General features: G+C 69.1%; 27 protein-coding genes. 17 read left to right on the forward strand and 10 right to left on the reverse strand.

The features are described from left to right. Positions 1-6 precede the first annotated feature (6 nt). Positions 7-1,041 carry a diphthamide biosynthesis enzyme Dph2 gene (gene dph2, locus BMW35_RS02580; protein ID WP_089667788.1) on the forward strand — a complete coding sequence of 345 codons (1,035 nt, stop codon included), beginning with the start codon at positions 7-9 and terminating at the stop codon, positions 1,039-1,041. A gap of 8 nt (positions 1,042-1,049) precedes the next feature. On the opposite strand, the gene BMW35_RS02585 is transcribed toward dph2, so the two are convergent. After that, positions 1,050-3,326, reverse strand: coding sequence for a hybrid sensor histidine kinase/response regulator (locus BMW35_RS02585; protein ID WP_089667790.1), 2,277 nt, complete (start codon positions 3,324-3,326; stop codon positions 1,050-1,052). Between the two features lie 118 nt (positions 3,327-3,444). Here BMW35_RS02585 and BMW35_RS02590 point away from each other — a divergent pair, with 118 nt between their 5' ends. Continuing rightward, positions 3,445-3,831: a DUF7961 family protein gene (locus BMW35_RS02590; RefSeq protein WP_089667792.1), complete on the forward strand. Its 387-nt coding sequence runs from the start codon at positions 3,445-3,447 to the stop codon at positions 3,829-3,831. 59 nt (positions 3,832-3,890) lie between these two features. Beyond that, positions 3,891-4,499, forward strand: a complete 609-nt coding sequence (locus BMW35_RS02595; protein WP_089667794.1) for an METTL5 family protein — start codon at positions 3,891-3,893, stop codon at positions 4,497-4,499. Between the two features lie 9 nt (positions 4,500-4,508). On the opposite strand, the gene BMW35_RS02600 is transcribed toward BMW35_RS02595, so the two are convergent. Further along, positions 4,509-6,278 carry a rhomboid family intramembrane serine protease gene (locus BMW35_RS02600; RefSeq protein ID WP_089667797.1) on the reverse strand — a complete coding sequence of 590 codons (1,770 nt, stop codon included), beginning with the start codon at positions 6,276-6,278 and terminating at the stop codon, positions 4,509-4,511. Positions 6,279-6,387: 109 nt separating this feature from the next. On the opposite strand from BMW35_RS02600, the gene BMW35_RS02605 reads away from it, so the two are divergent. Continuing rightward, positions 6,388-6,669, forward strand: coding sequence for a DNA-directed RNA polymerase subunit L (locus BMW35_RS02605; RefSeq protein ID WP_089667799.1), 282 nt, complete (start codon positions 6,388-6,390; stop codon positions 6,667-6,669). Here BMW35_RS02605 and BMW35_RS02610 read toward each other — a convergent pair. Further along, on the reverse strand, positions 6,666-7,070 hold the full coding sequence (locus BMW35_RS02610; protein WP_089667802.1) for a hypothetical protein: 405 nt from the start codon (positions 7,068-7,070) through the stop codon (positions 6,666-6,668). The genes BMW35_RS02605 and BMW35_RS02610 overlap by 4 nt on opposite strands. 111 nt (positions 7,071-7,181) lie before the next feature. Beyond that, positions 7,182-7,994 carry an imidazole glycerol phosphate synthase subunit HisF gene (hisF, locus tag BMW35_RS02615; protein ID WP_089667807.1) on the reverse strand — a complete coding sequence of 271 codons (813 nt, stop codon included), beginning with the start codon at positions 7,992-7,994 and terminating at the stop codon, positions 7,182-7,184. A 144-nt stretch (positions 7,995-8,138) separates the two neighbouring features. Between hisF and BMW35_RS02620 the strand changes: the two genes are divergently transcribed. Continuing rightward, complete coding sequence (locus BMW35_RS02620) at positions 8,139-8,573, forward strand: universal stress protein (protein WP_089667809.1); 435 nt, start codon at positions 8,139-8,141, stop codon at positions 8,571-8,573. Between the two features lie 44 nt (positions 8,574-8,617). Beyond that, entirely contained in the window at positions 8,618-8,767 is a 150-nt protein-coding gene (locus BMW35_RS15470) for a DUF7550 family protein (RefSeq protein ID WP_177170760.1), read from the forward strand. 58 nt (positions 8,768-8,825) lie between these two features. On the opposite strand, the gene purL is transcribed toward BMW35_RS15470, so the two are convergent. Next, the gene (gene purL / locus BMW35_RS02625; protein WP_089667811.1) at positions 8,826-10,937 is read right to left on the reverse strand and encodes a phosphoribosylformylglycinamidine synthase subunit PurL; all 2,112 of its coding nucleotides are present in this window, start codon (positions 10,935-10,937) and stop codon (positions 8,826-8,828) included. A 117-nt stretch (positions 10,938-11,054) separates the two neighbouring features. On the opposite strand from purL, the gene BMW35_RS02630 reads away from it, so the two are divergent. From BMW35_RS02630 to BMW35_RS02645, 4 genes are read left to right on the forward strand one after another with little or no spacing between them, the layout of a single operon-like run. Then, positions 11,055-11,678: a DUF7827 domain-containing protein gene (locus tag BMW35_RS02630; RefSeq protein ID WP_143052133.1), complete on the forward strand. Its 624-nt coding sequence runs from the start codon at positions 11,055-11,057 to the stop codon at positions 11,676-11,678. 52 nt (positions 11,679-11,730) lie between these two features. Further along, positions 11,731-12,414 carry a PHP domain-containing protein gene (locus BMW35_RS02635; protein ID WP_089667815.1) on the forward strand — a complete coding sequence of 228 codons (684 nt, stop codon included), beginning with the start codon at positions 11,731-11,733 and terminating at the stop codon, positions 12,412-12,414. Next, positions 12,414-13,502: an asparagine synthase C-terminal domain-containing protein gene (locus BMW35_RS02640; RefSeq protein ID WP_089667818.1), complete on the forward strand. Its 1,089-nt coding sequence runs from the start codon at positions 12,414-12,416 to the stop codon at positions 13,500-13,502. Before BMW35_RS02635 ends, BMW35_RS02640 begins: the two co-directional genes overlap by 1 nt. Positions 13,503-13,533: 31 nt before the next feature. Next, on the forward strand, positions 13,534-14,313 hold the full coding sequence (locus tag BMW35_RS02645; protein ID WP_089667819.1) for an SDR family oxidoreductase: 780 nt from the start codon (positions 13,534-13,536) through the stop codon (positions 14,311-14,313). On the opposite strand, the gene BMW35_RS02650 is transcribed toward BMW35_RS02645, so the two are convergent. Then, positions 14,314-14,784: an NUDIX domain-containing protein gene (locus BMW35_RS02650; RefSeq protein ID WP_089667822.1), complete on the reverse strand. Its 471-nt coding sequence runs from the start codon at positions 14,782-14,784 to the stop codon at positions 14,314-14,316. Positions 14,785-15,031: 247 nt separating this feature from the next. On the opposite strand from BMW35_RS02650, the gene BMW35_RS02655 reads away from it, so the two are divergent. Continuing rightward, a complete protein-coding gene (locus BMW35_RS02655; protein WP_143052134.1) occupies positions 15,032-15,259 on the forward strand; it encodes a heavy-metal-associated domain-containing protein in 228 nt (75 codons plus the stop codon). Positions 15,260-15,301: 42 nt separating this feature from the next. Here the strand turns inward: BMW35_RS02655 and BMW35_RS02660 are convergent, their stop codons facing one another. Next, on the reverse strand, positions 15,302-16,129 hold the full coding sequence (locus tag BMW35_RS02660; RefSeq protein WP_089667827.1) for a manganese catalase family protein: 828 nt from the start codon (positions 16,127-16,129) through the stop codon (positions 15,302-15,304). A 260-nt stretch (positions 16,130-16,389) separates the two neighbouring features. After that, positions 16,390-17,382, reverse strand: a complete 993-nt coding sequence (locus tag BMW35_RS02665; RefSeq protein WP_089667829.1) for a transcription initiation factor IIB — start codon at positions 17,380-17,382, stop codon at positions 16,390-16,392. Between the two features lie 157 nt (positions 17,383-17,539). On the opposite strand from BMW35_RS02665, the gene gatC reads away from it, so the two are divergent. Next, a complete protein-coding gene (gene gatC / locus BMW35_RS02670) occupies positions 17,540-17,815 on the forward strand; it encodes an Asp-tRNA(Asn)/Glu-tRNA(Gln) amidotransferase subunit GatC (protein ID WP_089667831.1) in 276 nt (91 codons plus the stop codon). After that, entirely contained in the window at positions 17,815-19,086 is a 1,272-nt protein-coding gene (gene gatA / locus BMW35_RS02675) for an Asp-tRNA(Asn)/Glu-tRNA(Gln) amidotransferase subunit GatA (protein WP_089667833.1), read from the forward strand. The genes gatC and gatA overlap by 1 nt, the downstream gene beginning before the upstream one ends. Before the next feature lie 17 nt (positions 19,087-19,103). On the opposite strand, the gene BMW35_RS02680 is transcribed toward gatA, so the two are convergent. After that, a complete protein-coding gene (locus BMW35_RS02680) occupies positions 19,104-19,565 on the reverse strand; it encodes an acyl-CoA thioesterase (RefSeq protein WP_089667835.1) in 462 nt (153 codons plus the stop codon). Positions 19,566-19,676: 111 nt separating this feature from the next. On the opposite strand from BMW35_RS02680, the gene BMW35_RS02685 reads away from it, so the two are divergent. The 4 genes from BMW35_RS02685 (at position 19,677) to BMW35_RS02700 (ending at position 24,465) form a co-directional block, all read left to right on the forward strand. Continuing rightward, complete coding sequence (locus BMW35_RS02685) at positions 19,677-21,185, forward strand: TraB/GumN family protein (RefSeq protein ID WP_089667838.1); 1,509 nt, start codon at positions 19,677-19,679, stop codon at positions 21,183-21,185. Beyond that, positions 21,182-21,775 carry a zinc metalloprotease gene (locus tag BMW35_RS02690; protein ID WP_089667840.1) on the forward strand — a complete coding sequence of 198 codons (594 nt, stop codon included), beginning with the start codon at positions 21,182-21,184 and terminating at the stop codon, positions 21,773-21,775. Before BMW35_RS02685 ends, BMW35_RS02690 begins: the two co-directional genes overlap by 4 nt. A 60-nt stretch (positions 21,776-21,835) precedes the next feature. Next, on the forward strand, positions 21,836-22,840 hold the full coding sequence (gene purM, locus BMW35_RS02695; protein ID WP_089667842.1) for a phosphoribosylformylglycinamidine cyclo-ligase: 1,005 nt from the start codon (positions 21,836-21,838) through the stop codon (positions 22,838-22,840). 89 nt (positions 22,841-22,929) lie between these two features. Next, positions 22,930-24,465 (forward strand): long-chain-fatty-acid--CoA ligase, encoded by a 1,536-nt coding sequence (locus tag BMW35_RS02700; RefSeq protein WP_245708118.1) that lies wholly within the window; start codon positions 22,930-22,932, stop codon positions 24,463-24,465. 38 nt (positions 24,466-24,503) lie between these two features. On the opposite strand, the gene BMW35_RS02705 is transcribed toward BMW35_RS02700, so the two are convergent. Continuing rightward, the gene (locus BMW35_RS02705; protein ID WP_089667846.1) at positions 24,504-25,298 is read right to left on the reverse strand and encodes an enoyl-CoA hydratase/isomerase family protein; all 795 of its coding nucleotides are present in this window, start codon (positions 25,296-25,298) and stop codon (positions 24,504-24,506) included. Positions 25,299-25,445: the final 147 nt, after the last annotated feature.

The raw sequence follows: 25,445 nt of genomic DNA on the forward strand, positions 1-25,445 counted from the left end.
CGCGTAATGAGCAACGAGGAGACCCGTTCCGCCGGAGACCTCCGGAACACGGGGCTGTCGCTGCGACACGACCGGACCTGGGACTACGAACTCGACCGCATCGTCGAGGAGGTCGAAGACCAGGACGCCGAGAAAGTCGGGCTGCAGTTCCCCGAGGGCCTCAAACGCCGCGGGCCCGCCGTCGCCGACGACCTGCGGGAGCGCCTCGACGGCGTGCGCATCCTGCTGTCCGGACAGCCGTGTTACGGCGCTTGCGACCTCGACACCTACCTGATGCGGCGCACCGACGTGTTCGTGCACTTCGGGCACTCGCCGATGAAGGAGTCCGACTCCATCATCTACGTCCCGCTGTTCTCGAACGTCGACGTCGAACCCATCATGGAGCAGTCCCTCGACGAACTCGAAGAGGACGACGTGGGCCTCGTCACGACCGCCCAGCACATGAACCAGTTCGAGGAGATGCGGACGTGGCTGGAGGAGCGCGGCTTCACCGTCCACACGCGCCGCGGCGACGACCGGCTCACTCACGAGGGCCAGGTCCTCGGCTGCAACTACGCGAGCGCGGACATCGACGCCGACCAGGTGCTGTACGTCGGCGGCGGGAAGTTCCACCCCCTCGGCCTCGCGATGGAACACCCCGACAAGCACGTCGTCATCGCCGACCCGGTGAACAACGCCGTCTCCGTGGCCGACGCCGAGCAGTTCCTCAAGCAGCGCTACGCCTCCGTCCACAAGGCGATGGACGCCGAGAAGTGGGGCGTCATCTTCTGCACGAAGATCGGACAGGGCCGGTTCGATCAGGCCGAGGAGATCGTCGAGAACAACGACAACGCCTACCTCATCACGATGGACGAGGTGACGCCGGACCGCCTGATGAACTTCGACATGGACGCGTTCGTGAACACGGGCTGTCCGCGTATCACGACCGACGACGGCCCGCAGTTCCACAAGCCGATGCTGACCCCCGGCGAGTACGAGATTGCGGTCGGGAACAAGCCGCTGGACGAACTCTCCTTCGACACCTTCCACGGCACCTGGTAGCCCGGTCGTCACGCCGCGCCGCCGTCCTGCCCGCTGTTCTCCGCGAAGTCGACGCCCCGAATTTCGAACCGTGCGCCGCCGTTCTCGCTCTCGGTCAGCGAGATGTCCCACCCGTGCGCGTCGACGATTTCGGCGACGATGGTGAGTCCGAAGCCGGTGCCGTGCTCGCTGGTCGTGTAGCCGGACTCGAAGACCGCCTCGCGGTCCTCGGCGGGGACGCCGGGGCCGTCGTCAGCCACGAAGAAGCCGTTCGCGAGCCTGCCGACCGTGACTGTGACGTCGTTGCCGCCGTCTTCGACAGCGCCCTGCCGAGCCTGTGAGTCAGGACTCGTCGAGCCGTGTTCGATGGCATTCCGGAAGAGATTCTCGAAGACCTGCTGGAGCCGGCTCCGGTCCGCGAGGACGGACGCCGAGTCCTGTACGTCCACGGTGGCGGCAGGGGCGTCGACGAGCGCCCAGCAGTCCGCCGCGACGGCCGCCAAGTCCACGGCCTCGAAGTCGGTGACGGTCTCGCCTTCGCGGGTGAGCGTGAGGATGTCCTCGATGAGCGTCCGCATGCGGTCGTGAGCCGCCGCGACGCTGTCGAGGTGACTGGTGTCTCCGGTCTCCAGGGCCATCTCCAGGTGGCCCTCCGCGACGCTCAGGGGGTTGCGGAGGTCGTGGCTGACGATGCTCGCGAACTTCTCCAGGCGGTCGTTCTGCCGCTGGAGCTCCCGCTCGCGCTCCCGTCGGTCGGTCGTGTCCCGCGCGATACCGACCAGTTGGGTGATGTCTCCGTCGACGACCACCGGCGATATCTTCACGCTGACGACTCGCTCGCCGGCGGGGAAGGGGAGTTCGACTTCCTTGAACACCGTCTCTCGGGTGTCCAGAATGTCCTGGTAGCTCGATTCGAGTTCGTCGGCGACGGTGTCGTTGAACGCCTCCCGGGGCGTCCGCCCGGCCAGCTCGTCGGTGGGGACGCCCGTAAGAGACTCGTGGGCCGGACTGGTGGTGTCGAAGACGAACGTCGGATTCTCGCTGTCGTCCTCGACGTTGACGAGGAAGAGCGCGTCTTGGGCGTGCTCGAAGACGGTCTCGTAGCTCTCCCGGAGTTGCTGGAGTTCCCGGTCCCGTGCGACGCGGTTGGAGACGTTCCGACTGAACACCAGAAACTCCTCGTCGCCCTCGGTGTCGAGGCGCGTGAGGTGGGCTTCGACGGGGAACGTCGAGCCGTCGGCGCGCCGGTAGGTGGTTTCGATGCGTCGGAGGTCGCCGTAGTCCGTCTCCTCGCGCATGGCTTCGACGTCGCTCGGGCCGACGGCGGTGTCGACGTCCCAGACGCACAGGTCGAGGACTTCGTCTTCGTCGTAGCCGAGTTCCTCACAGAACCGGCGGTTGGCTTCCACGAAGGCCCCGTCGGCGTCGTGGATGTTTATCATGTCCGGGGACTGCTCGAACAGCGCCGACTGCCGGGCGTTCCGGCGTTCCAGCTCGCGCTCCCGCCGGACGCGCTCGGTGATATCGGTGATGAACCCCTCGATTGCGACGACGCCGTCGTCCGCTTCGCCGACGCCGCGGCCGCGCTCCCAGGCGTGGCGGACGTCGCCGTCGGGCGTCTCGATGCGGTACGTGAGCTCGAACGGGCGCTCGTCTTCGAGCGCGTCCTGGACGGTCTGCCACGCGAACTCGCGGTCCTCGGGGTGGATGACCTCCTCGCCCCAGACCACGTCTCCGGATTCGAGCGCGTCGGCGGAGTAGCCGAACATCGACTCGACTTCGCCGGCGACGAACTCCATCGGCCAGTCGGGGTCGTTCAGACACCGGTAGGCCATCCCGGGGAGGTTCTGGAAGAGCGTGCGGAGGCGGCGGTCGCGTTCGCCGAGCGCGCGCTTCGAGCGGTCGTGTTCGACGGCGTTGCGCACGCGGTTGGCGAGGACGGTGTACTGGTCGGTTCCGGTGTCCTTCTGGAGGTAGTCGGTGACGCCAGCTGAGATGGCCTCGCTCGCGATGGCTTCGCTGCCCTTCCCGGTGAACAGCACGAACGGGAGGCCCGGGTAGTTCTCTCGAACGGTCTCCAGAAACTCCAGGCCGTCCATCCCCGGCATGTCGTAATCCGAGACGACGCAGTCGACGTGGTAGTCGGCGAGAACGGCGAGGGCCTCGTCGGTGTCGGTCGCCGTTAGGACGGCGAGGTCGTGGCGTTCGAGGTACGTGGCGGCGAGGTCGAGGAACGCCGCGTCGTCGTCGACGTGGAGAACTCGAACGCTGTCCTCGACGTCGCGCGGGGGGCTCCCTGGCGACATGAGTTGTAGCGAATTACGGCCGAGTCCGGATATAATCTACCGCCGACATACACCACGCCTAATTACTACTGTGCATCTGCAAAGGCTTTTGTATTTCCACCATGTATTCGTGTCCAAGATGAGTACGACCCAGGCCACCGGCGCGCTCGACGGCTGCCGACCGACCGACCAGACCCCCGTCGCCGTCGACGCGGACACCATCGCGAACACCCCCCGCGACGACCTCCGCCACCTCGCAGACGACCTCGCCAGCGAGGGCTACGTCCCCGCCGAAGTCACGACGGAAGCCCGCTTCGGGGAGGACTGCTCGCTCGCCACGCAGCGCGAAGCCGACCGGCTCCGCGACCTCGTCGACGCCGCTGCGTTCCTCGGCGCGAACCGCCTCACCGTCGACGTCGCCGACGTCACTGCCCCCGAGAAGGCGCGTCCGGCGCTCGCCGCCGTCGAGGAGCGCGCACACCGCGACGGCGTCACGCTCGACGTGCAGGGACTGGACCTCGACTGACGCCACCGTCACTCCCAGCGGACGCAGGATTCTTCGCGGCCCCACTCCTCCACTGACCCGTGAAGCGCGCGCTGGCCAAGCGGCTCGCGGCCGTCGAGGGGTTCGCCGACCCGGACCCGGAGCTAGAGCAGTACCCGATTCCCGCCGACCTCGCCGCCCACGTCCTCCACCTCGCGGACCTCCACGGTGACCTCGCCGGCCGCAGCGTCGCCGACCTCGGCGCGGGCACGGGGATGCTCGCGCTCGCCGCCGCCACGCGCTCGCCGGCGCGCGTGCTGGCGGTCGAACTCGACGCCGAGGCGCTCCGAGTCGCCCGCGAGAACGAGCGCCGGGTCGACCCCGGAACGAACGTCGACTGGCTCCGGGGGGACGCCACCCGACCACCGCTCTCGGCGGTCGACACCGTCGTCTCGAACCCGCCGTTCGGCGCGCAGCGCGGCAACGAACACGCCGACCGCGCGTTCCTCGAAACCGCCGCCGACCTCGCGGGCGTCTCGTACACGGTGCACAACGCCGGTAGCAAGGGGTTCGTCGAGTCGTTCGCGAGCGACCGCGGCGGCGAGGTCACGCACGCGTTCGCCGCCGACTTCCCGGTCAGCGCGCAGTTCGACTTCCACACCAGCGACCGCGAGGTGCTGGACGTCGAAGTGTTCCGAATCGAGTGGTAGGACTGCGGACTACTCGTAGGTCTCCTCGCGGGCGACAGTCACGGTCGTGTTCTCGTGGTGAGCGACCAGCCGGGTGGCGTTGCGCTCGAACGTGAGCGTGCCAGCGGCCGCGGTCTCGTTCTCGTCCGGAATTCCGGCAGTGCCGACGACAGTGCCGTTCTCTACGACCTCGACGCCGAACGCGCCGCCCTCGGCCGCGAGTCTGACGCGCTGGCCGTCCAGCACGGGGTCCGCGGTCGCGCTCTCGGACGCGTAGGCGTGCCGCCAGTCGGCGTCCGGCGGGTCGACGTAGACGTTGTAGACGGCACCGTCACCGTCGGTCACCCAGCCGCGGCGGTGGACCCAGACGGTCTCTTTCCAGCCGACGCCGCCGACGGTGACGGCGGTGTCGCCGTAGAACGCGAGTTCACCCGCGCTCACCTGCTCCGTCCAGAGGCTGCGCTCGGCGTTCGCGACGACCACCCCGCTGGCGGAGACGTTCGTCGCCTGCTCGAAGTAGGGGACGTCGACGGCGGCGACTCGCTCGTTCGTCACGTTCTCCGCGTACGTCACCTCGTACCCCTCGACGGATACGGGGTCACCGGGGAGGTCGGCGTCCGAGACGGTGGTGAGGTTCACGGGGACGGCGACGACGCACATCGTGAGTACGGGCAGCAGCAGCGCGAGCGAGGCCGCTTGACGGCCCGTGAGGTCTCCGACGAACGTGTGGTCGTCTGCCCCCGCGGCGGCGGCGAGCACGACGGCGAGCACGACCACCAGCAGCAGCCCGCCCGCCCGGAACAGGACGTACTCGGCGGACTGGCCGTACCACCAGACCGCCCACAGCGACATCGACGTGGCGAGCACGACGGACCCGACCCAGACGCGGGCGGCGTTGGGCCGTTCGCCCCGTCGAGCGAGCAGGGCGGCGGAGAGAACGGCTCCGACGAGGAAGCCGAAGAGGTGCCCCTGGACGGCGATGCCCGCCCACCACGGCGGCCCGAACGAGGGCGACGCCGACGCGAACGTCACGGGGTCGCCGAGCGTGTTCCACAGCACCGAGATGACGTCGCGGCCGGTGACGGCGACGACGGTCGCCAGCGGGTACTTCACGAGCGCGAACCCGGCGAACGCGTACACGACCCCGGAGAAGCCGATTGTGGCACCCCAGGAGAATATCCCCGTGAGCTGAGCGACCGCGAAAACGCCCAAGGGAAAGAGGACGAGCGCCCGCACGTAGGGGTTCGAGCGCCAGGACGCGAACGAGGAGTCGCCGCGGTCGGTCGGGTAGTGGGAGAACGCGTACTCGGCGATGGGAGCGAGCGCGAGCGTGCCGATGACGTTCCCGGTGACGTGGCCGAGGCCGGCGTGGGCGATGGGGGACGCGAGGACGCCCAGCGGGTAGGCGTACGACCAGGAGACGAACGGCAGGACGAGCGCGCCGCCGCCCCGTCCGAACTGCACGAACAGGTAGAACGCGACGACGCCGACGGTCACGACGAGTGTCCCCCAGGGCACGCCGAACAGCAGCCGCGACCGGACGGCCTGGAGTTCGCGGCGACCGTCACCGCGCGTGAAGACGGCGACGCCGGTCGCGACCAGCGCGACGATGGCGGCGTTCGCGACGGCGCGCCACGGCCCGAGCGAGCCGAGCGCGGTGGCGACGGCGAAGCCGGCGAGCAGGCCGACGACGGCGGCGACGCCGAGCCAGCGCAACCGACGGAATCGAGGGACGGCGACCGCGAGGAGGACGGCGACGACCGTGGTGGCCGCGACGACGGCGGCCGGCGAGAGGTGCATACGACACTGTGGCGAACCGGAAGACAATAAACCAGCGGCACGGGAGCCGTTCGCCGCCACCGGTCGGGGGTTCGAAACGTTGAAACGACCGACGAGCGAATTCGTGGCCATGGACTTGCGGGTCATCGAGAAGGGCGACGCGGAGCTGACCATCGAGGTCGCTGGCGAGAATCACACGTTCATGAACGTGCTGAAGGGCGCGCTGCTAGAGACCGACGGGGTCACGGCGGCGTCCTACGACATGAATCCCGAGCAGTCCGGCGGCCAGACGGAGCCGCTGCTCACTATCAAGACAGAGGACGTCGACCCCCTGGACGCGCTCCAGGACGCAGCGGGCCGTACCGGCGACGAACTGCAGGACTTCGCGGACGCGTTCCAGGCGGCGGTCTAGCCGAGCTGGACGGCCAGCGAGAACGCCCGACCACCGAACTCGAAACTGTCCGTCTCCGACTGTTCTTCGAGCGCCGCGACGTGTTCGCGGACGTTCACGCGGCGGTCCGGGTGCGTGCGGACGCGCACGCTGTCGACTTCGGGACCGAAGTACGCGAGCCCGTTCTGTAGCTCCGGCAGCGACAACACCTGCGTGCGGTCGAGGGTCGTCGTTTCGGCCTCGGCGTCGGAGACGACAAGGTGGACGGGCGTGACGCCGCCCGAGGCTCCGGAGAGGTCGACGAAGCGGGCCGTGTTGCACTCGACCGCTTCGACGACCGAGCGCCCCGGTTCGAGGGGGCCGTTAGCCGGACAGTCGGACGGGCGCTGGTCGTCGCCACCAGGCCCACTACGGTAGGACATAGAAAAACCCACTACAGTTCCAAACATAAGTCATTCGCCCCCTACCTGTCACTCACGTGGAGTACGGCCGCGAGCGCTGCTTGGTGAGCGAGGGTGGGGCGGGCGGAGTTTCTACAGCCGAATCGGGTAGCCCTGGTCGTCCAAGGCTCGCTTGGTCTCCTCGATGGTGTAGTCGCCGAAGTGGAAGATGGACGCTGCGAGTGCGGCGTCCGCACCCGCGTCGTACGCCTCTGCCATGTCACCGGGGCTCCCGCAGCCGGAGGACGCGATGACGGGGGTGGAGACGCTGTCGCAGACGGCCGCCGTCAGCGGCAGGTCGTAGCCGTCTTTCGTACCGTCGGCGTCGATGGAGTTCACGAACAGTTCGCCCGCACCCCGGGACTCGACCTCGTTCGCCCACTCCACAACGTCCAGCCCCGTCCCCTCGCGGCCGCCCTTGACTGTGCACTCGAACCAGCAGGACTCCCCGTCGACCTGCTCGTAGTGTTCGCCCTGCTCGTCGAAGCGCCGCTTCGCGTCCACGCTGATGACGATGCACTGGCTGCCGAACGCCTTCGCGCCCTGATTGACGAGGCTCGGTTCGGCGATTGCGCCGGAGTTGATAGAGACCTTGTCCGCGCCGGCCCGCAGCGTCTCCTTGATGTCTCCCGTGTCCCGGATGCCGCCACCGACAGTCAGCGGGATGAACACCTCGTCGGCGACCGCGGAGACCGTGTCCAGCATCGTCTCCCGGCCGTCCGCGCTCGCCGTGATGTCGAGGAAGACGAACTCGTCGGCACCCGCCTCGTTGTAGCGTTTCGCCATCTCGACGGGGTCGCCCGTGTACTCGAGGTCCTCGAAGTTCACACCGGTGTAGACGGCGGCGTCGCCGTCGTCGTCGAGCGCCACGTCGATACAGGGGATGACGCGCTTGGTGAGAGTCATCGGTCAGTTACCGCCGGCTACGACCGACGCCGAGAAAAGCCGTCCGGTCCCCGCTGCCACCCGGCCGCTCGACGCGGCCGACAGCCCGCTCCGGCCGGGACGCTCCGATACGTTAACGGTGCGGACTCTCCACTCGTAGCCGTAATGACCTACGTCGTCGCTTTCGACAACTCACCGCTCGCGAAGACTGCGCTCCGGCGCGCGGTCGAGTACGCCGACGCCGTCGGGGAGGAGGTCGTCGCCGTCACCGCCATCCAGCGGGACCCCAGTCGCGCCCGCGAACTCGGGTGGCTCGGCGGCGACGAGTCCTTCGACGTCGAGACGGTCGCCCGGAACCTCACCGCGGCCGTGACCGCCATCGACCCCGATGTCGGATTCGAGTACGCCACACTCGACGCGTACGCGCCCCGCGGCCGTGTCAGTCGAACGGTCCGCGAACTCGCGGTCGAGCAGGACGCCGCGGTCGTCTTCGTCGGCAGCGACAACGCCGGCCGGATGGTCGGCGGGCTGGCGTCGGTCGGGCAGACCGTCTCCGCGGACGACCGCTACGACGTCCACATCGTCCGCCACGACGAGTAGCGGCCTTCGACACAGCCAAGTGCCGGCGCACAGAATTCCCGGGCATGTCCGACGACCACGGCCACGACGACCACGGCGACGAGGGACGAGTCACGTCACCGATGCAGGAGTTCTCGATGGGGCAGGTCACGACCGGCTTCGTCGTCCTCCTCGTCGGCCTCGCCGTCGCGTACGCCCTGCCGGCGTTCGTCTGAAGACAGTCGAGACCCGACGCCGCGTCCTCGCGAGTCCGTCGACTGCGCAGCCTCGCGACTAGTCGAGCTCGCGGTCGAGGACGGCACGCGTGCCGCGAATCGCGTCGGCGTCCCGGGTCACTGTCTCCTCCCCGGCGGACACCGACAGCGTACCGTCGTCGGTCGCCGCGCCGAGGTCGACGACCGGCGCGTCGACGGCCACCCGTAGCGCCTCGGGGTCGGTGGTCTCCACGACCGCGCGGCCGGGGCACTCGGAGAACAGTGCCGGGAGGTCGGGCACCGCCACGTCCACGCCGGCGTCCTCGGTCACCATCTCAGCGAGCGTGACCGCGAGCCCGCCGTCGCTGACGTCGTGGACGGCGAGCGTGTCCTCGTGGGTCGCGGCTGCCCGCACGGCGTCGACTGTCGACGCGTCCACGTCCGGGAACTGGTCGCTACCGCCGAGTTCCTGGAGGAGAACAGAGCCGCCGAGGGCGTCGGCGTGCCCGCCGACGAGCACGAGGTCGCCCGCGCCGTCGAGTGCGGTGCCGGGCGTGTCGTAGCCCTCGCGGTGCCCGAGCAGCGCGAGCGTCGGCGTCGGCGGAATCGGGCCGGCTGCAGAGTCGTTGTAGAGGCTGACGTTGCCGCCGACGACCGGCGCGTCGATGGCGCGACAGCCGTCCGCGAGCCCGTCGACCATCGCCGCGAAACCGCCGTACACGTCGGGCTTCTCGGGGTTCCCGCCGTTCAGGCAGTCGACGGCGGCGAGCGGCTCTGCCCCCTGCGCGGCGAGGTTCGTCGCGTTCTCGACCGCCGTCGCGTACGCGCCCTCGTACGGCGCGCAGTCAGTCCAGCCCGGGCTGGTGCCCGTCGAGAGCGCGACGGCGGTTTCGGTGTCCTCACCGCTGGCTTCGTGAACCGCGAGTCCGGCCGCGTCTTCTCCGGGGCGCTGGAGCGTCCGCAGGCCGACCTCGTGGTCGTACTGGCGGTACACCCACTCCTTGCTCGCGGTGTTCGGGCTCGCGAGCACGGCGTCGACCGCGGTTTCGAGGGACGGCGTCGGGCGGTCGGTCTCGGGCTGTGTCGGGTCCTCCATTGGGAGGTCGTTCATCGGCGCGCCGTCCGCGAGGAACTCGGCTGGGGCGTCGACGACCGTCTCACCCTCGAACTCGCAGACGTAGTTGCCGTCGGTGACCTCCCCGATGACCGAGCAGCCGAGGTCGAAGCGCTCGGCGACCTCGCGGACCGCGTCGACATCGTCGGGGGTGACTTCGTAGCACATCCGCTCCTGGGACTCCGCGAGCAGGATTTCGAGCGCGTTCATGTTCGGCTCGCGCTGGTGGACGGCGTCCAGTTCGATGCGGGCTCCCTTGTCGCCGAGCGCGACCAGTTCGGAGGACGCGCCCCCGAGCCCCGCTGCGCCGAGGTCGCGGGCGGCAGCGACGAGGTCGCGGTCGACAAGCGTCTCGTTGGCCTCGACGAGGAGCTTCTCCGTGTACGGGTCGCCGACCTGGACCGCGGGCCGGTCCTCGGTCTCGGCGTCCTCGGCGAGGTCCTCGCTCGCGAAGCTCGCGCCGCCGAGGCCGTCGCGGCCCGTGGCGTTCCCGACGAGCACGAGTTTGTTCCCGGCGTCCTTCGCGGCGGCGGTCACGAGCCGGTCCTCGTCGAGGCGGCCGACGCACGCGACGTTCACGAGTGGGTTGCCCTCGTAGCCGTCGTGGAACTGCGTGGACCCGGCGACGGTTGGGACGCCGATGGCGTTCCCGTAGTCGCCGATGCCCTCCACGACGCCTTCGAGGAGGTACCGGGAGTGCTCGCGGTCGAAGTCGCCGAAGTACAGCGAGTCGGCGAGCGCGATGGGGTACGCGCCCATCGAGAGCGTGTCCCGGACGATGCCGCCGACCCCGGTGGCTGCGCCGTCGTAGGGGTCGACGTAGCTCGGGTGGTTGTGGCTCTCCACGCCGAACGTGAGCAACTGGTCGGTGCCCGGAATCCGGACGACTGCGGCGTCGTCGCCCGGCCCGACCACGACGTCCTCGCTCTCGCTGTCGAACGCGGACAGCAGCGGGCGCGAGGAGCGGTACGCGCAGTGTTCGCTCCAGAGGTTCTCGAACAGGGCGGCCTCCGCCGGCGTGGGGTCGCGGCCGAGTTCCTCGGCGACGAGCCGTCGGTCCGAGTCGGCGAGTGGCATTCATCTTCTTGGTTCTCGCGGCGAGGTTTAGTCGTTTCTATGCGCACGTTCGTGCGTAACAAAGCCATTTGAGTCAAGCCGGCTTTTACCTCCGGCCGTCACCTCAGCCCGACTACGATGAGACGAACTCCCCTACTCGCTCTCCTCGCCGTGTTTACTCTCGTCCTCGTGGGCGTGGGTGCAGCCGCGACGCCGGAGGCCTCGTTCTCCACCCGAGGCCCCGAGACGACGCCGAACGGAACCGCTGCGTTCACCATCGACATCACCGAAACCGACCGGGCGACCCTCCACGTCGGGTCCGAGCGCGACGGCTATCTGCTGAACGCGACAATCGTCGACGCGAACGGTGACGGCACGGTCGCCGTCGAGTTTGACGCCTCGAACGCTGGAACGAGCGACACGACGCTCTCGGCGACCGACGGTGACTCGGTGACGGTCAACAACGAGACCGAACTGCAGGCTCCGCGGCTGGAGCCAGCCGCCTACCGGCTCGCGCTCTTCGTCGAGGGCAACAAGAGCGACGTGGATCGAATGCTCGTTCGCCAAGCCCATACGGCCGAACAGACCACGGAGACGTCCAACGGAGCCACGACGACCAAGTCTGCGTCGGAAGGTACCACGACCGAACGAGCCACCGGGATGGCCGACGACCCGTCCTCGAACGGGACAGTGCCCGGATTCGGCATGCTCGGTGCGCTCGCCGCAGCCGCCGCCGCGGCGCTGGTCGCGGTGCGTCGCTGACCGGCGCACCGGTACCGAGGTGCTTTTCTCCCCGCCACTGCAACCTCGGGTCGTGCTGTCGGTCGAACTCCACGCGCACTCCGAACTCTCCTACGACGGCCGGGACCCCGTCGAGATGCTCCTCGAGCAGGCACAGGCGGTGGGGCTCGACGCGCTGGCGGTGACGGACCACGACGAAATCGACGCGAGCATGCGGGCCGCCGACCTCGCGCCGGACTACGACCTCGTGGGCATTCCGGGGATGGAGGTGACCAGCGCCGCCGGCCACGTGCTCGCCATCGGCGTCGACTCCGCCGTCCCGCCGGGGCTGCCGTTCGGCGAGACCCTGTCGGAAATCCGGGACCGGGGCGGCATCGCCATCGTCCCTCACCCGTTCCAGTCCTCGCGCAGCGGCGTCGCGCCGAACATCTCCCGGGAGGAGTTGGCGTCGGCGGACGCCATCGAGGTGTACAACTCGCGGCTGCTGACCGGGCGCGCGAACCGGAAGGCCGAGAAGTTCGCGCGCCGCAACGACCTCCCGATGACCGCCGGGAGCGACGCCCACATCGCCGAGATGGTCGGGCAGGCGGTCACGAGAGTGAACGCCGAGGAGCGCAGCGTCCAGAGCATCCTCGACGCCATCCGGGCGGGAGAGACGAGCGTCGAGGGCAAGCGCACGCCCTGGCACATCAGCTTCCGGCAGGCCGCCGGGGGCGCGAAGCGCCGCGTGAAGAACCGGCTCGCGAGCTTCTTCTGATGCGCGGCGCGACCTCCGACGTGGTCGCCGGCGCTATCGCGGACCGCGACCCGTTGCCCGGGACCGCCGGATTCGCCGGCGACCTGCCGGACGGGCGTCTCGCCCGAGACGTGCTCGGGCGTGAACTCTGCTACGTCGACCGCGGCGACTGGAGCCACGACCCCGACGAACTGACTGACCCGACGCTGCTGCCCGCGGGCCACGTCCGCGCCGCGGGCGAGGCAGGGGTCGGCGACCGCGTCTGGTCGCTTCCGGACCCGTCAGTCCGCGATGAGCGCCCGGTAGAGTCGGTCCAAGCGGCGCTCCGGGGCGCGCTCGCTGGGGTTCCGGCGGGTGACGACCTCGCCGTCGCGTTCTCCGGGGGCGTGGACTCGGCGCTCGTGGCCGCCGAACTCGACGCGCCGCTGTACGTCGTCGGCTACGAGGGCAGCAGCGACATCGAGGCGGCCCGCGAGTCGGCCGCAGCGATGGACCGGAGCGACGACCTGCGCGTCCACGAGGTGAGCCTCGACGACATCGAAGCGGCTGTCCCCGAGGTCGCAGAGGCTATCGGCCGCACGAACGCGATGGACGTCCAGATTGCGCTGCCGCTGTACCTGGTCGCGGAGCGCGCGGCCGCGGACGGCTTCGACCGGCTCGCGCTCGGGCAGGGCGCGGACGAACTGTTCGGCGGCTACGCGAAGGTCGCGAAGGCACCCGACGACCCGCGCACGGACGCCGACACGGTCCGGGGCGCGCGCCGGGAGACGGTGCTGTCGCTGCCGGACCAGCTGGAGCGCGACGTTCGCGCGCTGCGGGCGGCGGGCGTGGAGCCGGTGACGCCGCTGCTCCACGACGACGTGGTTCGGGCGGCGCTCGAACTCCCGGGCGAGTGGCTCGTCTCGGGGGGAACGCGGAAGCGCGCGCTCCGCGAGGCCGCTCGCGCGTGGCTGCCTGATTCGGTCGCCGACAGGGACAAGAAGGCCGTCCAGTACGGGAGTCTGGTCGCCCGGGAGGTCGACCGGCTCGCCCGGCAGGCGGGGTTCAAGCGGCGGATGGACGACCACGTCACGAAGTACGTCTCGTCCCGCGTGAGAAACGGCACCTAGAGTAAAGGTGTCGTTCGCCGTAGGTGTCGATATGGCCGATTTCCTGGACGACGGTGCAGCGGTCGTGACCGGCGGTAGCTCCGGCATCGGACGAGCGATCAGCCTGGCGTACGCGGACGCAGGGGCCGACGTGGTGGTCGCGGACCTCCAGCGGGAGTCCCGCGACCCCGAGGAGGACGTCCCGACGGCCGAACTCGTCGAGGCGGAGACCGACCAGTCGGCGGTGTTCGTGGAGTGCGACGTGAGCGACCCCAGCGACACGGAGGCGGCCGTCGCGGCGGCCGACGACTTCGGCGGCGTCACGGCGATGGTGAACAACGCCGGGGTGTTCCGCGGCGGCGACTTTCTCGACGTCTCCGAGGAGGACTTCCAGTCGCTGCTGGACGTCAACCTCAAGGGGACGTTCTTCGGCGCGCAGGCCGCCGCCGAGCGCATGGTCGCCGGCGACGGCGGTGCCATCGTGAACCTCTCCAGCGTCGCCGGCCTGCGTGGCTCGGCCGGTTTCGCGACCTACTGCGCGTCGAAGGGCGCGGTCCGGCTGCTGACGTACTCGCTGGCGGCCGAACTCGGTCCACAGGGCGTGCGCGTGAACGCCATCCACCCCGGCCTCGTCGACACGGCGATGACCACCGAGGACGTGCCCATCATCGGCAGCGAGTCCGGCGAACAGTACCTCGACGGCATCCCGCTGGGGCGGTTCGCCGACACCGGCGACATCGCGGACGCGGCGGTCTACCTGGCGAGCGCCGCGGGCGACTACGTGAACGGCGAGAGCATCACGGTCGACGGCGGCATGACGAACACGAGCTAGCTACTCGGTAGCTGCTTCGATGGCTTCGACGCCGAGCTGGGCCGTGTCCGGGTCGACGTCCTCGCTCGCCCGGAGTTCGGAGGGCGTGTACCAGTCCCAGACCTCGGGCGGTGCTTCGTCGGGCCCCGGGTCGACGTTCCGGGAGGAGACGGTCGCGAAGTAGACGTGGTCGACGTGTTGGTGGCCGACCGTGCCGTCCTCGTGGACGTTGATGTCGTAGCAGAGCTGGTAGCGCGGCGTCGGCAGCGCGAAGCCGTCAGGCGCGGGTACGTCCGGCGCTTCGCCGAGAATGGTGGGGTCCTGTCCGAGTTCCTCCGTGACCTCGCGCTTGCCGGCCTCGTGGGGGAGTTCGTCGCGGTCGACGTGCCCGCCGGGCGGGATGGTGATACCGAGCCGGCCGTGTTCGTGGAGGGCGGTCGCGCCGTCGTTGACGACGTAGACGGTTGCGGTGAAGTGCCGCGTGGTCTCCATACCCGCTGGGAGGGCCGGCCCGTGCAAATCGGTTCGGGCTCCGGGCGGACGAGAAAGTCCCAGTCGGGCGAGGTCCGGTCGCCCGGCCCGGCGGACAAGTACCCTGAAACAACGCCTTTCCGGCAGTTCCCCGAAGTCGCCGGTATGCCATCGGGTGACCGGCAGGCCAGCGAGACGCCTCGACTCGCCGCCAGCGAGTGCGGCCGCAGCGTCGACCCGCGGCCCGGGGACCGGGAGGTGTGTGACCGTGGCGACTAGCCGAGCGACGTTCACCGTGACCGACGCTCGGTCGCCGGCCGACGTCGAGAACATCGAGGACGCGCTCCGCGACCACGAGGGCGTCCAGCTCGTCGACATCGACCCGGAGACCGGCGAGACCGAGGTCCGGCACGGCGAGTCGCTGGTGTCAGGCGAGGAGATTCGGTCGGCCGTCGAGGAGCTCGGCTACGACGTGGAGCCCGACGAGGAGCCGTGAGGGGCAGCCCCGTTCTCGCAGCGCAGCGCTCCGCCGACCCAGTCAGTCCTCCCCCTGGGGTGCGGGCTCGTTGTACGCCTGCGCGGACGGCTTCGGCACGCTCATCGGCGCGCCGTCGAGGTCGAGCTCTCGGAGGAACGAGTACTCGCCCTCTTCGTCGATAGAGGAGCCGGTCGTCCACGGGAGGTCGGTCGCCTCCTGCGGTTCGACGTTCGTTGACATGAACGCGTAGCTGAACTCCTGGTTCTCCACTTCGTCCGGGAAGCTGTCGGGAATCGGATGCACGTCGAAGACCTCCTCGGGGTCGCCGAGTTCCTTCAGGAGGGTGATCCACTGGTTCTGGTGCATCGTGTCTCGCGCGATGAGGTACGCGAGCATGTCCTTCATCCCGGGGTCGTCAGCGAGCTCGTAGAGCCGCGTGGCGAGCAGCCGGCCCGTGGACTCGGCCATGATGTTAGCGTACATGTCGGCCGCGAGGTTGCCGCTGGCGACGATCCAGCTGCCGTCGAAGGCGGCCCCGTTGGCGTCCGTCGGCATCGCGTGCATGCCGGACGAGAGGAACTGCCGGGGGAGCAGCTCGGAGACGGCCGAGTCGCCGTCGCCGAGCGATGCGGACGCGCCCCGGAGGTTCTTGTTGACGGCGGCGGCGAGCATCTCGATGTGTCCGAGTTCCTCGGCGGCGGTGTCCCGCAGCATCTCCCGGTACTCGGCGTGCTCGTCCGGGATGGCGGCCGCCTGGAAGAAGTACTGCATGGCGACCCGCATCTCGCCCTCGACGCCGCCGATGGCCTGCTGGAGCATCCGCCCGAACTCGGGGTCCGGTTCCTCGACTTCGACCTCGTACTGGAGCTGGTTGTCGTGGTAGAACACGGTTGAAACCTCGTGACGTACGTCGACGGTGACAGAAAATAGGGTTCGGACCAGTTGGCTGGGATTGCCTGAGCGAGCCGGCGAGTTCGGTGTCGGCTACCTCGGTGTTCACGGCGCGTGTTCTACCAGTCCCCGCGAGGTTCCACCCGACTGACGGCCGGTCGGTTACACGCCTTCGACGAGTGACGTACGGGGGCCGACACAGCGCCGTGGCTGTCGGACTCCCTCGAAACGGCTCTGCTGTCCGAGAAAAAGGGGTCTCAGGCCTCCACGCCGGTCTCGCCGCCGGCCTCCAGAATCTCGTGGTAGCGGTTCCGGATGGTGACCTCGCTGATGCTCGCGACCTCGCTGACCTCGCTCTGCGTGACGCGCTCGTTGGCGAGCAGCGCGGCGGCGTAGACGGCCGCCGCGGCGAGCCCGACGGGTGACTTCCCGGACGTGATGCCGGCGTCGTCGGCCGCCGACAGCAGCTCGCGGGCGCGGCGCTCGACTTCCTCCGTGAGATCGAGTTCGGAGCAGAACCGGGGCACGTAGCTCGCGGGGTCGGTGGGGGCGACTTCGAGGCTCAGCTCCCGGGCGACGTACCGGTAGGTCCGCGCAATCTCGTCGCGGTCCACGCGGCTGACGCTCGCCACCTCGTCGAGGCTCCGGGGCGTGTTCGCCTGCCGGGCGGCCGCGTACAGCGCGCTCGTCGCGACGCCCTCGATGCTGCGGCCGGGGAGGAGGTCCTCGGAGAGCGCGCGGCGGTAGATGACCGACGCCGTCTCCCGGACGTTCTCCGGTAGGCCCATCGCCGAGGCCATGCGTTCGATTTCGCCGAGGGCCTGCTTGAGGTTGCGTTCCTTGCTGTTGCGGGTGCGGAAGCGCTCGTTCCACTTGCGCAGCCGCTGCATCTTGCGGCGCTGTCGGCCGGAGAGGCTGTTGCCGTAGGCGTCTTTGTCCTGCCAGCCGATGTTCGTCGACAGTCCCTTGTCGTGCATCATGTTCGTCGTCGGCGCGCCCACGCGGGACTTCTGGTCCTGTTCGTGTGAGTTGAAGGCACGCCACTCTGGACCGCGGTCGATGCCGTTCTCCTCGACGACCAGCCCGCACTCCGAGCAGACCGTCTCCCCGTGTTCCTCGTCCTCGACGAGGTCGCCGCCGCATTCGGGACAGCGCCGCGTCTCGTCGGCGTCGTGGTGTCGACGCTGTTCCTCGTCCTCTTCGTCTTCGGTTTCCCGCTCCGCTTCCCGGGTCGTTCGTTGGTCAGTCATGGTGGGCGGACTGCGGAACCGGACACGGCACCAGTTCGTTCGGACTGAGGGCGCGAGCGACCAAAAGAGCTTTGGCAGATGTTACCAAATGTTGTCCGGTTCGCGTCGCGCTCGCGCCATCGAAACGCTTACCGCCGGCACGCGCGACCACTCGCGTATGACTGACGCCGTCGACGCCGAGGAGATTCGCCACGTCGCGGACCTCGCGCGCCTCGACCTGGCCGACGACGAGGTCGAGGAGTTCGTCGACCAGTGCGGGGCCATCCTCGAACACTTCGAGCAGCTCGAGGAGGTCCCGGAGGTGGACGCCGACCCCGACCTCGTGAACGTGATGCGGCCCGACGAGGTCGAGGAGTCGCTGTCCCAGGCGGACGCGCTCGCGAACGCCGAGGAATCCGAGGACGGCCGCTTCAAGGGGCCGAACGTCTCGTAATGAGCCTAAACGCCTTCATCACCGAGACGGACATCGAGGGCGAGGGGGACGGACCACTCGACGGCACCACCGTCGCCGTCAAGGACAACATCTCAACCGAGGGCGTGCCGACCACCTGTGGCTCCCGGATGCTCGAAGACTACGAGGCTCCCTACGACGCCACCGTCGTCGAACGCCTCACCGACGCGGGCGCAACCATCGTCGGGAAAGCGAACATGGACGAGTTCGGGATGGGGACGACGACGGAAACGTCCTACTTCGGCCCGACGAAGAACCCCGTCGACGACGAGCGCGTCCCCGGTGGCTCCTCGGGAGGCTCTGCGGCCGCAGTCGCAGCCGGCGACGCCGACGTCGCGCTCGGCTCCGACACCGGCGGCTCGGTGCGCTGCCCGGCTGCATTTTGCGGCGTCGTCGGCATCAAGCCGACCTACGGGCTCGTCTCCCGGTACGGCCTCGTCGCGTACGCGAACAGCCTCGAACAGATCGGTCCGATTGCACCGACCGTCGAGGAGGCCGCCGAACTGCTCGACGTCATCGCCGGCCCCGACCCCCGTGACGGCACGACCCGGGAGGCGGGCGCGGACTCCGACTACGCCGGCGCTGCCGAGGGCGACGTCGACGGCCTCACTGTCGGCGTCCCCACCGAACTCGTCGAGGGGGCCGACGAGCGCGTCGTCGAGCGCTTCGAGGAGTCGCTCGACGACCTCCGCGCGCAGGGTGCCGAGACCGTCGAAGTGTCCCTGCCCTCGGTCGAGTACGCCGTCGCCGCCTACTACGTCATCGCGATGTCCGAGGCGTCCTCGAACCTCGCGCGTTTCGACGGCGTCCGGTACGGCACCTCCGGCGGCTTCGACGGCAACTGGAACGAGACGTTCGCCGAGTCGCGCTCCGAGGGCTTCGGTGACGAGGTCAAGCGCCGCGTCCTCCTCGGGACGTACGCGCTCTCGGCGGGCTACCACGACAAGTACTACAAGCAGGCCCAGGAGGCCCGCGCGTGGGTGAAACAGGACTTCGACGAGGCCTTCGAGGACGTCGACGTGCTGGCGTCGCCGACGATGCCCGTGCTCCCGCCGAAGCTCGGCGAGAGCCTCGACGACCCGGTCCAGATGTACCTCGCCGACGCGAACACCACGCCGGTGAATCTCGCGAACCTCCCCGCAATCTCGGTGCCCGCCGGCGAGGCCGACGGGCTCCCGGTCGGGCTGCAGCTCGTCGGCCCGAAGTTCGGCGAGGAGACCATCGTCAACGCCGCCGCGGCGGTCGAGCAGTAACGCCGACCCGACCCGTCTCAGTTCTCCGCCTGTTCTGCCTTCGCTTCGAAGGCCGCGTCCCGCAGTCCCTGCTCGGCGTCCGACTCGCAGGTGAGGTCCGGCACCTCGGTGGGTTCGCCGTCCTCGTCGAGCGCGACGAACGTGAAGAACGACTCCGTCGTCTTGCGCTCCGTGCCCTCACGGGGGTCCTCGGCGCGCACGTCCACTTTCACGTCGATGCTGGTGCGGCCGGTGTCGAAGACGTAGGCCTCGACGACCGCGACTTCGCCCATCTCGATGGCGCTGATGAAGTCGACGTGGTCCATCGACGCCGTCACGACCTGATTGCCGGCGAACCGCATCGACGCGATGGCCGCACAGATGTCCATCCAGTGGAGGACGGCACCCCCGAGCGCCCGCCCGAGGTTGTTCGTGTCGTTCGGCAGCAGCATCTCCGTCATCTCCGTGTACGAGTCCATCAGCCGCGCGGAGTCGCTCATAGACCCGCGTTCTCGGTGGAGGGCTTGAAAGCTTCCGGGACGCGCCGACCGCGCCGGCTGCCGTGCGGGGTATCGACAGGCGTAAGGCCGGTCCGACGCACCCGCTAGGCAATGAGTGAGGAAGCCCAACCCGACCGCGAGGGGTCGGTGCGGGTCGTCGGCACGGCGCACGTCTCCTCGGACAGCGTCGAGGAGGTCGAACGCGTCGTCGCCGAGGAGCAGCCCGACACGGTCGCCGTCGAACTCGACGAGGGTCGGTTCCGACAGATGCAGGGCGACGCCCCGGAGGACCTCGACCCGAAAGACCTCCTGAAAGGGAGCATGGCGTTCCAGTTCCTGGCGTACTGGCTGCTGTCGTACGTCCAGCAGCGCCTCGGCGAGCAGTTCGGTATCGAGCCCGGGTCCGACATGCAGGCGGCCGTCGAGGCCGCGAAGGCCGCGGGCTCCGAGGTGGCGCTCGTCGACCGCGACATCCAGGTGACAATCCAGCGGTTCTGGTCGCGGATGACCGGCACGGAGAAGCTCAGGATGGTCGCGGAACTGGCGCTGGGCGTCACCGACAGCCGGACGCTCGGGTTCGCGGTCGGTGGATTCGTCGGCGGGCTCGTCGGTCTGGCCGCCGAAGCGCTCGGCGGACCGTACGTGCTACCGCCGGTTCCGGGCGGGCTCGGCGTCCTCGGCTGGATAGTGGGGATTGTCGTCTCCGCCGCAGAGGTCGTGCTGTTCGCCATCGCGGGCGGAGCCGTGCTGGGTGCGGTGTTCGTCGTGCTGTTCGCGCGGGCCGCGCCCGAGGAGGACGTCGAGGAGTTCTCGATGGACGAGCTCACCGACACGGACGTAGTGTCGGCGATGATGGAGGAGTTCCGGCGGTTCAGCCCGGGCGGCGCGGAAGCGCTCATCGACGAGCGCGACGCGTTCATCGCGCACAACCTCGTCGGGCTCCGGAATCAGGGCAAGCACGTCGTCGCCGTCGTCGGCGCTGGCCACCGGGAAGGCATCGAACACTACCTCGCGAACCCCGAGGAGCTCCCGCCGATGGAGGGGCTCACCGGCCGGGAGTCGGGCGGGTCGTGGCTGTCGAAGGCCTTCGGCCTGCTCATCACGGTGGGCTTTCTCGCGTTCTTCGCGCTGCTCGTGATGGCGGGGGTGGACAACACCATTCTGCTCCAGGTGTTCGGCGCGTGGTTTCTCTTCAACGGGGCTATCTCTCTGATCGCGGCGAAACTCGCGGGCGCTCACTGGACGTCTGCGGGCATCGGCGGTGCGGTCGCGTGGCTCACGTCGGTGAATCCGCTTCTGGCACCGGGCTGGTTCGCGGGCTACGTCGAGTTGCGGTACCTCTCGGTCCGAGTCGCGGACATCAGCACCTTGAACGACCTGCTCGACGACGAGACCCGGCCGATTCGGGACATCGTCTCGGACATGCTGGACGTGCCGCTGTTCCGGCTCATCGCCGTCGTCGCGATGACGAACATCGGGAGCATCGTCGCGACGCTGCTGTTCCCGTTCGTGATTCTCCCGCTCGTCGGCGGGCCGTTCGACTCGGTCGCCGCGGTCTCGGACGCGATGGTCCGCGGCGCGGAGAACAGCGCTGACGCCATCTGGGGGCTGCTCCGGTGAACGTCTCCCGCCGCGAACTGCGGGACCTCGCCGCGGCCTGGCTCCTGCTGGGACTGGCGTTCGCGCTGTTCCGGGTGCCGGTGTCGCCGACCACGATGACCGAGGTTCTGGGGAGCCGCTTTTTCGCGCGGGAGTTCCTGCTCAGTCTCGCGACGGTCGGCGTCGCGTTCCTGCTGCACGAACTCGCGCACAAGGTCGTCGCGGTTCGCTTCGGGCAGGACGCCGAGTTCCGCGCCGACTACGGGATGCTCGGGCTCGCGGTCGCCGGCGGGCTGGCCGGGTTCCTGTTCGCGGCACCGGGCGCAGTCCACCACCGCGGGTACATCACGCCCCGGGAGAACGGACTCATCGCGGTCGCCGGTCCGCTGACGAACGCCGCGCTCGCCGTCGTCTCGCTCGCGCTGCTGCCGGTCGCGCCCGACATCGGGGCACGCGGCCTGTTCATCAACGTCCTGCTTGCTGGGTTCAACATGATTCCGTTCGGGCCGCTGGACGGCGCGACAGTGCTGGAGTGGAGTCCGGTCGCGTACGCCGGAGCCGCCGTCGTGACCATCGGGCCGGCGGCCCTGTACTTCCTCGGCCTGCTCTGAGCGTTGGACTGACTCGCACAGACCGGCACGCTTAACGACCAGAGTTACGCACGTCCGTGTATGACTGGCGGCGAGGCAGACGGCGACACCGAACAGGACGAGGACGGACTGACGTACGCCGACGCGGGCGTCGACATCGAGGACAGCGAGGCGGCGACGGCTGCGCTCGTCGGCGCGGTCTCCGAGCAGGCCGACACCACGGAGTACGCGGGCCTCGTGGACCTCGGCGACCGGTACCTCGCGCTCGCCACCGACGGCGTCGGCACGAAACTGCTCGTCGCGGAGGCCGTCGACGACTACTCCACGGTGGGTATCGACTGCATCGCGATGAACGTCAACGACCTCGTCGCGGCCGGCGTCGAGCCGGCGGCGTTCGTCGACTACCTCGCCGTGGACGAACCCAGCGAGCGCCGCGAGGCGGAACTCGGTGAGGGGCTCGCAGCGGGAGCCGAAGCGGCGGGCGTCGCGCTCGTCGGCGGCGAGACGGCGGTGATGCCGGAGGTCGTGAAGGGCTTCGACATCGCGGGCACCGTCGCCGGCCTCGCGACCGAGGCAGACCTGTTCCCGGGCGACGCCGAGGCGGGCGACGCGCTGGTCGGCTTCCCGTCCTCCGGCATCCACTCGAACGGCCTCACGCTCGCTCGCGAAGCCGCGGCACGCGAGGGCGGCTACGACGAGCCGTTCCCGTACGACGGCTACGAGACGGTCGGCGGGGCGCTGCTGGAGCCGACCCGCATCTACACGCACCTCCTCGGGGACTTCCGCGAGCACGGCGTCCACGCCGCCGCGCACGTCACCGGTGGGGGCTGGACGAACCTCGAACGCATGGGCGAGTTCCGCTACGAGGTGTCGGACCCGCTGCCCGCCCAGCCCGTGTTCGACTACGTGCAGGACGCCGGCGACGTGAGCGACGAGGAGATGCACCGCACCTTCAACATGGGCACCGGGTTCGTCGTCGCGCTCCCCGAGAACGACGCGAAGTCGCTGGCGAGCGAGACCGACGGCGGGGTCATCGGGCGGGTCAAGGAGGGCGACGGCGTGGCGATTCGCGGGCTGACGCTGTAACAGCGGCGGCGAGGTGCGTTCTGTCTCTCTCGGTCGTCAGTGGGGCATGCGCCCAAAACGATATGTATACTAACTGGGATAGCGGCTGTGTGCATCCCACAATAAGTGATACCTTGGAGCAGACTGTCAAACGACACCCCGACCGCGACGCCATCGTCTACCCACGGAAGGACCAGCAGTGGACGTACGCGGAGTTCGACGAGCGAGTCAATCGGCTCGCGAACGCGCTCGCCGACGTGGGTGTCGAGAAGGGCGACCGCGTCGCGACACTGCTGTACAACGGCTCGGAGATGGCGGTGACGGTGTACGCGTGCGCGAAGCTCGGTGCCGTGTTCACACCCCTCAACTACCGGCTGTCCAGCGACGAAGTGCAGTTCATCGTCGAGGACGCCGGCGCACGCGCGCTCCTGTTCGAGGCCGAGACACGCGACGCAGTCGAAGGCGCGAAGCCCGACCTGTCCACCGTCGAGGACTACGTGTTCGTCGACGAGGACACTCCCGACTACGCCAGTGATTTCTACGAGCTAGTCGACCGGGGGGAGCCGAGCGCGCCCGACACCGACGTCGCGGAGGACGACGCCTACGCGTTCATCTACACGTCGGGGACGACGGGACGGCCGAAAGGAGTCGTCCACGAACACCGGAGTATGGTGGAGCACAATCTGCTCTGCATCGCCGAGTTGGACATCACTCGTCACGACGTCGGCCTCACGGTCCTCCCGATGTACCACTGCGCGGAGCTCCACGCGATGCTGTTCAGCCGTATCGCTCGCGGGGCGACGAACGTCATCCACCACGACTTCGACGCGCCGAACGCGCTGCGAGCCATCGAGGACCACGAGATCAGCCTGCTGTTCGCCGCACCGACGGTGTGGAACGCTCTGGCGCAGGGCGCGAAAGAACTGGACGTCGACACGTCGTCGCTCCGCGTCGGTCTCTACGGTGCTGCACCGATGCCCGAGCAGGTCTTCGAGGACTGCATGGAGCAGCTCTGCGAGGACTACGTCCAGGCGTACGGGATGACAGAGATGGGGCCCTGTGCCGTGTTTCAGGCACCGGAAGACCAGCTCACCAAGCAGGGCTGTGCGGGGCTGCCGGCCCTCCACCACGATGTCCGAGTCGTCGAACCGGACGCAGACCCGACCGAGCAGGTCGCCACGGGAGACATCGGCGAGATTCTCTTCGCCGGGTCGACCACGATGCGGGAGTACTGGAACCGCCCCGACGCGACCGCCGAGTCGCTCCGCGAGGCCGACGGCACGACGTGGTACTACACCGGCGACCTCGGCTACCTCGACGAGGACGGCTACCTGTGGGTGGTCGACCGGAAGGACGACATGATAATCACGGGCGGCGAGAACGTCTACCCGACGGAAGTCGAGGACGCCCTGTTCTCTCACGAGGGTGTGGCGGAAGCGGCGGTCGTCGGCGAACCGGACGACGAGTGGGGCGAGCGCGTCGCCGCCTACGTCGTCGGCGACGCCACCGCAGACGAACTCGACGACTACCTCACGGCGGGCGACGCGCTCGCCGACTTCAAACGCCCCCGTGAGTACTACTTCGTCGACGAACTCCCGAAGAACCCGAGCGGGAAGATTCAGAAGTTCAAGCTCCGAGACGACTGACTGCAGGACCTCCCCGCCCCGATTCTCGTCGTCGGTCGCTACCGACCGACGAACTCCGGGTCGTCGTCGCCGTAGAACGCGGCGTGGCCGCTGGCGTAGTCCTCCGTCCGGGTGGCCTGCGCAATCGCGTCGGTCTCGGCGGCCAACTGGTCTTCTAGTCGGCGGTCGAAGCCCTCGGTCACGAGGCGTTTCACGCGACCGAACGCCTCCGTCGGGCCGTCGGCGAGTCGGGACGCGACCGCGTCGAGGAGCTCGTCGAAGTCGCCTCCGTCGGCGGCCTCGGTGGCGATGCCGAGGTCCACGGCTCGCTCGGGCCCGATCGGCTCGTCGAGCAGGACAATCTCCTTCGCGTGCCGGAGGCCGACCAGCCGCGGCAGGAAGAACGTCGACCCGCCGTCGCCAGTGAGCCCCAGTCGGGGGTAGGCGAACTCGAACCGGGCTGCGTCACTCGCGACCACGATGTCGCCCGCGAGCGCGAGGCCGAACCCTGCGCCTGCGGCGCTCCCGTCGACACCGACGACAATCGGTGTCTCGGCTCGGTGGAGGCGGAGAATCGTCTCGTGGAGCGTCGACGCGAGCTGCCGGATGACCGGTTCGTCGTCCGAACCGCCGTCGAACCGGCTGAGGTCGGCACCGGCGCAGAAGGCGTCACCGGCACCCCGGACGACGACGCAGCGGACGCCGTCGTCGTCGGTGAGCGCTGTCACTGCTTCGCGGAGCTCCGCATTCATCGCCGGTGTCAGCGAGTTCAGGTGGTCTGGTCGGGCGAGCGTCACGGTGGCCGCGTTCCCGTCGCGTTCGACTCGAATGGTGTCGTAGGTCGTATCGGGCATCGTCCGTCGTCCGAACACGAGGCGGGCGGCACCGATATATCCCGGCGACAGAGCGAGGCTGCACTGGCAGTGGACCGCCACATGACGACGTCTGGCGAGTGTGACGGGTCGGCCCCCAAACGTAAAGCAGCGGTGTCGCGAACTCGC

Source organism: Halobacterium jilantaiense, assembly GCF_900110535.1.
GTDB lineage: Archaea > Halobacteriota > Halobacteria > Halobacteriales > Halobacteriaceae > Halobacterium > Halobacterium jilantaiense.

Bases quoted from the DNA above. Each gene is read 5' to 3' on its own strand.
- dph2 (WP_089667788.1), top strand. From the start codon at position 7: ATGAGCAACGAGGAGACCCGTTCCGCCGGAGACCTCCGGAACACGGGG.
- BMW35_RS02585 (WP_089667790.1), bottom strand. From the start codon at position 3,326: ATGTCGCCAGGGAGCCCCCCGCGCGACGTCGAGGACAGCGTTCGAGTT.
- BMW35_RS02590 (WP_089667792.1), top strand. From the start codon at position 3,445: ATGAGTACGACCCAGGCCACCGGCGCGCTCGACGGCTGCCGACCGACC.
- BMW35_RS02600 (WP_089667797.1), bottom strand. From the start codon at position 6,278: ATGCACCTCTCGCCGGCCGCCGTCGTCGCGGCCACCACGGTCGTCGCC.
- BMW35_RS02605 (WP_089667799.1), top strand. From the start codon at position 6,388: ATGGACTTGCGGGTCATCGAGAAGGGCGACGCGGAGCTGACCATCGAG.
- BMW35_RS02610 (WP_089667802.1), bottom strand. From the start codon at position 7,070: ATGTCCTACCGTAGTGGGCCTGGTGGCGACGACCAGCGCCCGTCCGAC.
- hisF (WP_089667807.1), bottom strand. From the start codon at position 7,994: ATGACTCTCACCAAGCGCGTCATCCCCTGTATCGACGTGGCGCTCGAC.
- BMW35_RS02620 (WP_089667809.1), top strand. From the start codon at position 8,139: ATGACCTACGTCGTCGCTTTCGACAACTCACCGCTCGCGAAGACTGCG.
- BMW35_RS15470 (WP_177170760.1), top strand. From the start codon at position 8,618: ATGTCCGACGACCACGGCCACGACGACCACGGCGACGAGGGACGAGTC.
- purL (WP_089667811.1), bottom strand. From the start codon at position 10,937: ATGCCACTCGCCGACTCGGACCGACGGCTCGTCGCCGAGGAACTCGGC.
- BMW35_RS02630 (WP_143052133.1), top strand. From the start codon at position 11,055: ATGAGACGAACTCCCCTACTCGCTCTCCTCGCCGTGTTTACTCTCGTC.
- BMW35_RS02640 (WP_089667818.1), top strand. From the start codon at position 12,414: ATGCGCGGCGCGACCTCCGACGTGGTCGCCGGCGCTATCGCGGACCGC.
- BMW35_RS02645 (WP_089667819.1), top strand. From the start codon at position 13,534: ATGGCCGATTTCCTGGACGACGGTGCAGCGGTCGTGACCGGCGGTAGC.
- BMW35_RS02650 (WP_089667822.1), bottom strand. From the start codon at position 14,784: ATGGAGACCACGCGGCACTTCACCGCAACCGTCTACGTCGTCAACGAC.
- BMW35_RS02665 (WP_089667829.1), bottom strand. From the start codon at position 17,382: ATGACTGACCAACGAACGACCCGGGAAGCGGAGCGGGAAACCGAAGAC.
- gatC (WP_089667831.1), top strand. From the start codon at position 17,540: ATGACTGACGCCGTCGACGCCGAGGAGATTCGCCACGTCGCGGACCTC.
- gatA (WP_089667833.1), top strand. From the start codon at position 17,815: ATGAGCCTAAACGCCTTCATCACCGAGACGGACATCGAGGGCGAGGGG.
- BMW35_RS02680 (WP_089667835.1), bottom strand. From the start codon at position 19,565: ATGAGCGACTCCGCGCGGCTGATGGACTCGTACACGGAGATGACGGAG.
- BMW35_RS02685 (WP_089667838.1), top strand. From the start codon at position 19,677: ATGAGTGAGGAAGCCCAACCCGACCGCGAGGGGTCGGTGCGGGTCGTC.
- purM (WP_089667842.1), top strand. From the start codon at position 21,836: ATGACTGGCGGCGAGGCAGACGGCGACACCGAACAGGACGAGGACGGA.
- BMW35_RS02705 (WP_089667846.1), bottom strand. From the start codon at position 25,298: ATGCCCGATACGACCTACGACACCATTCGAGTCGAACGCGACGGGAAC.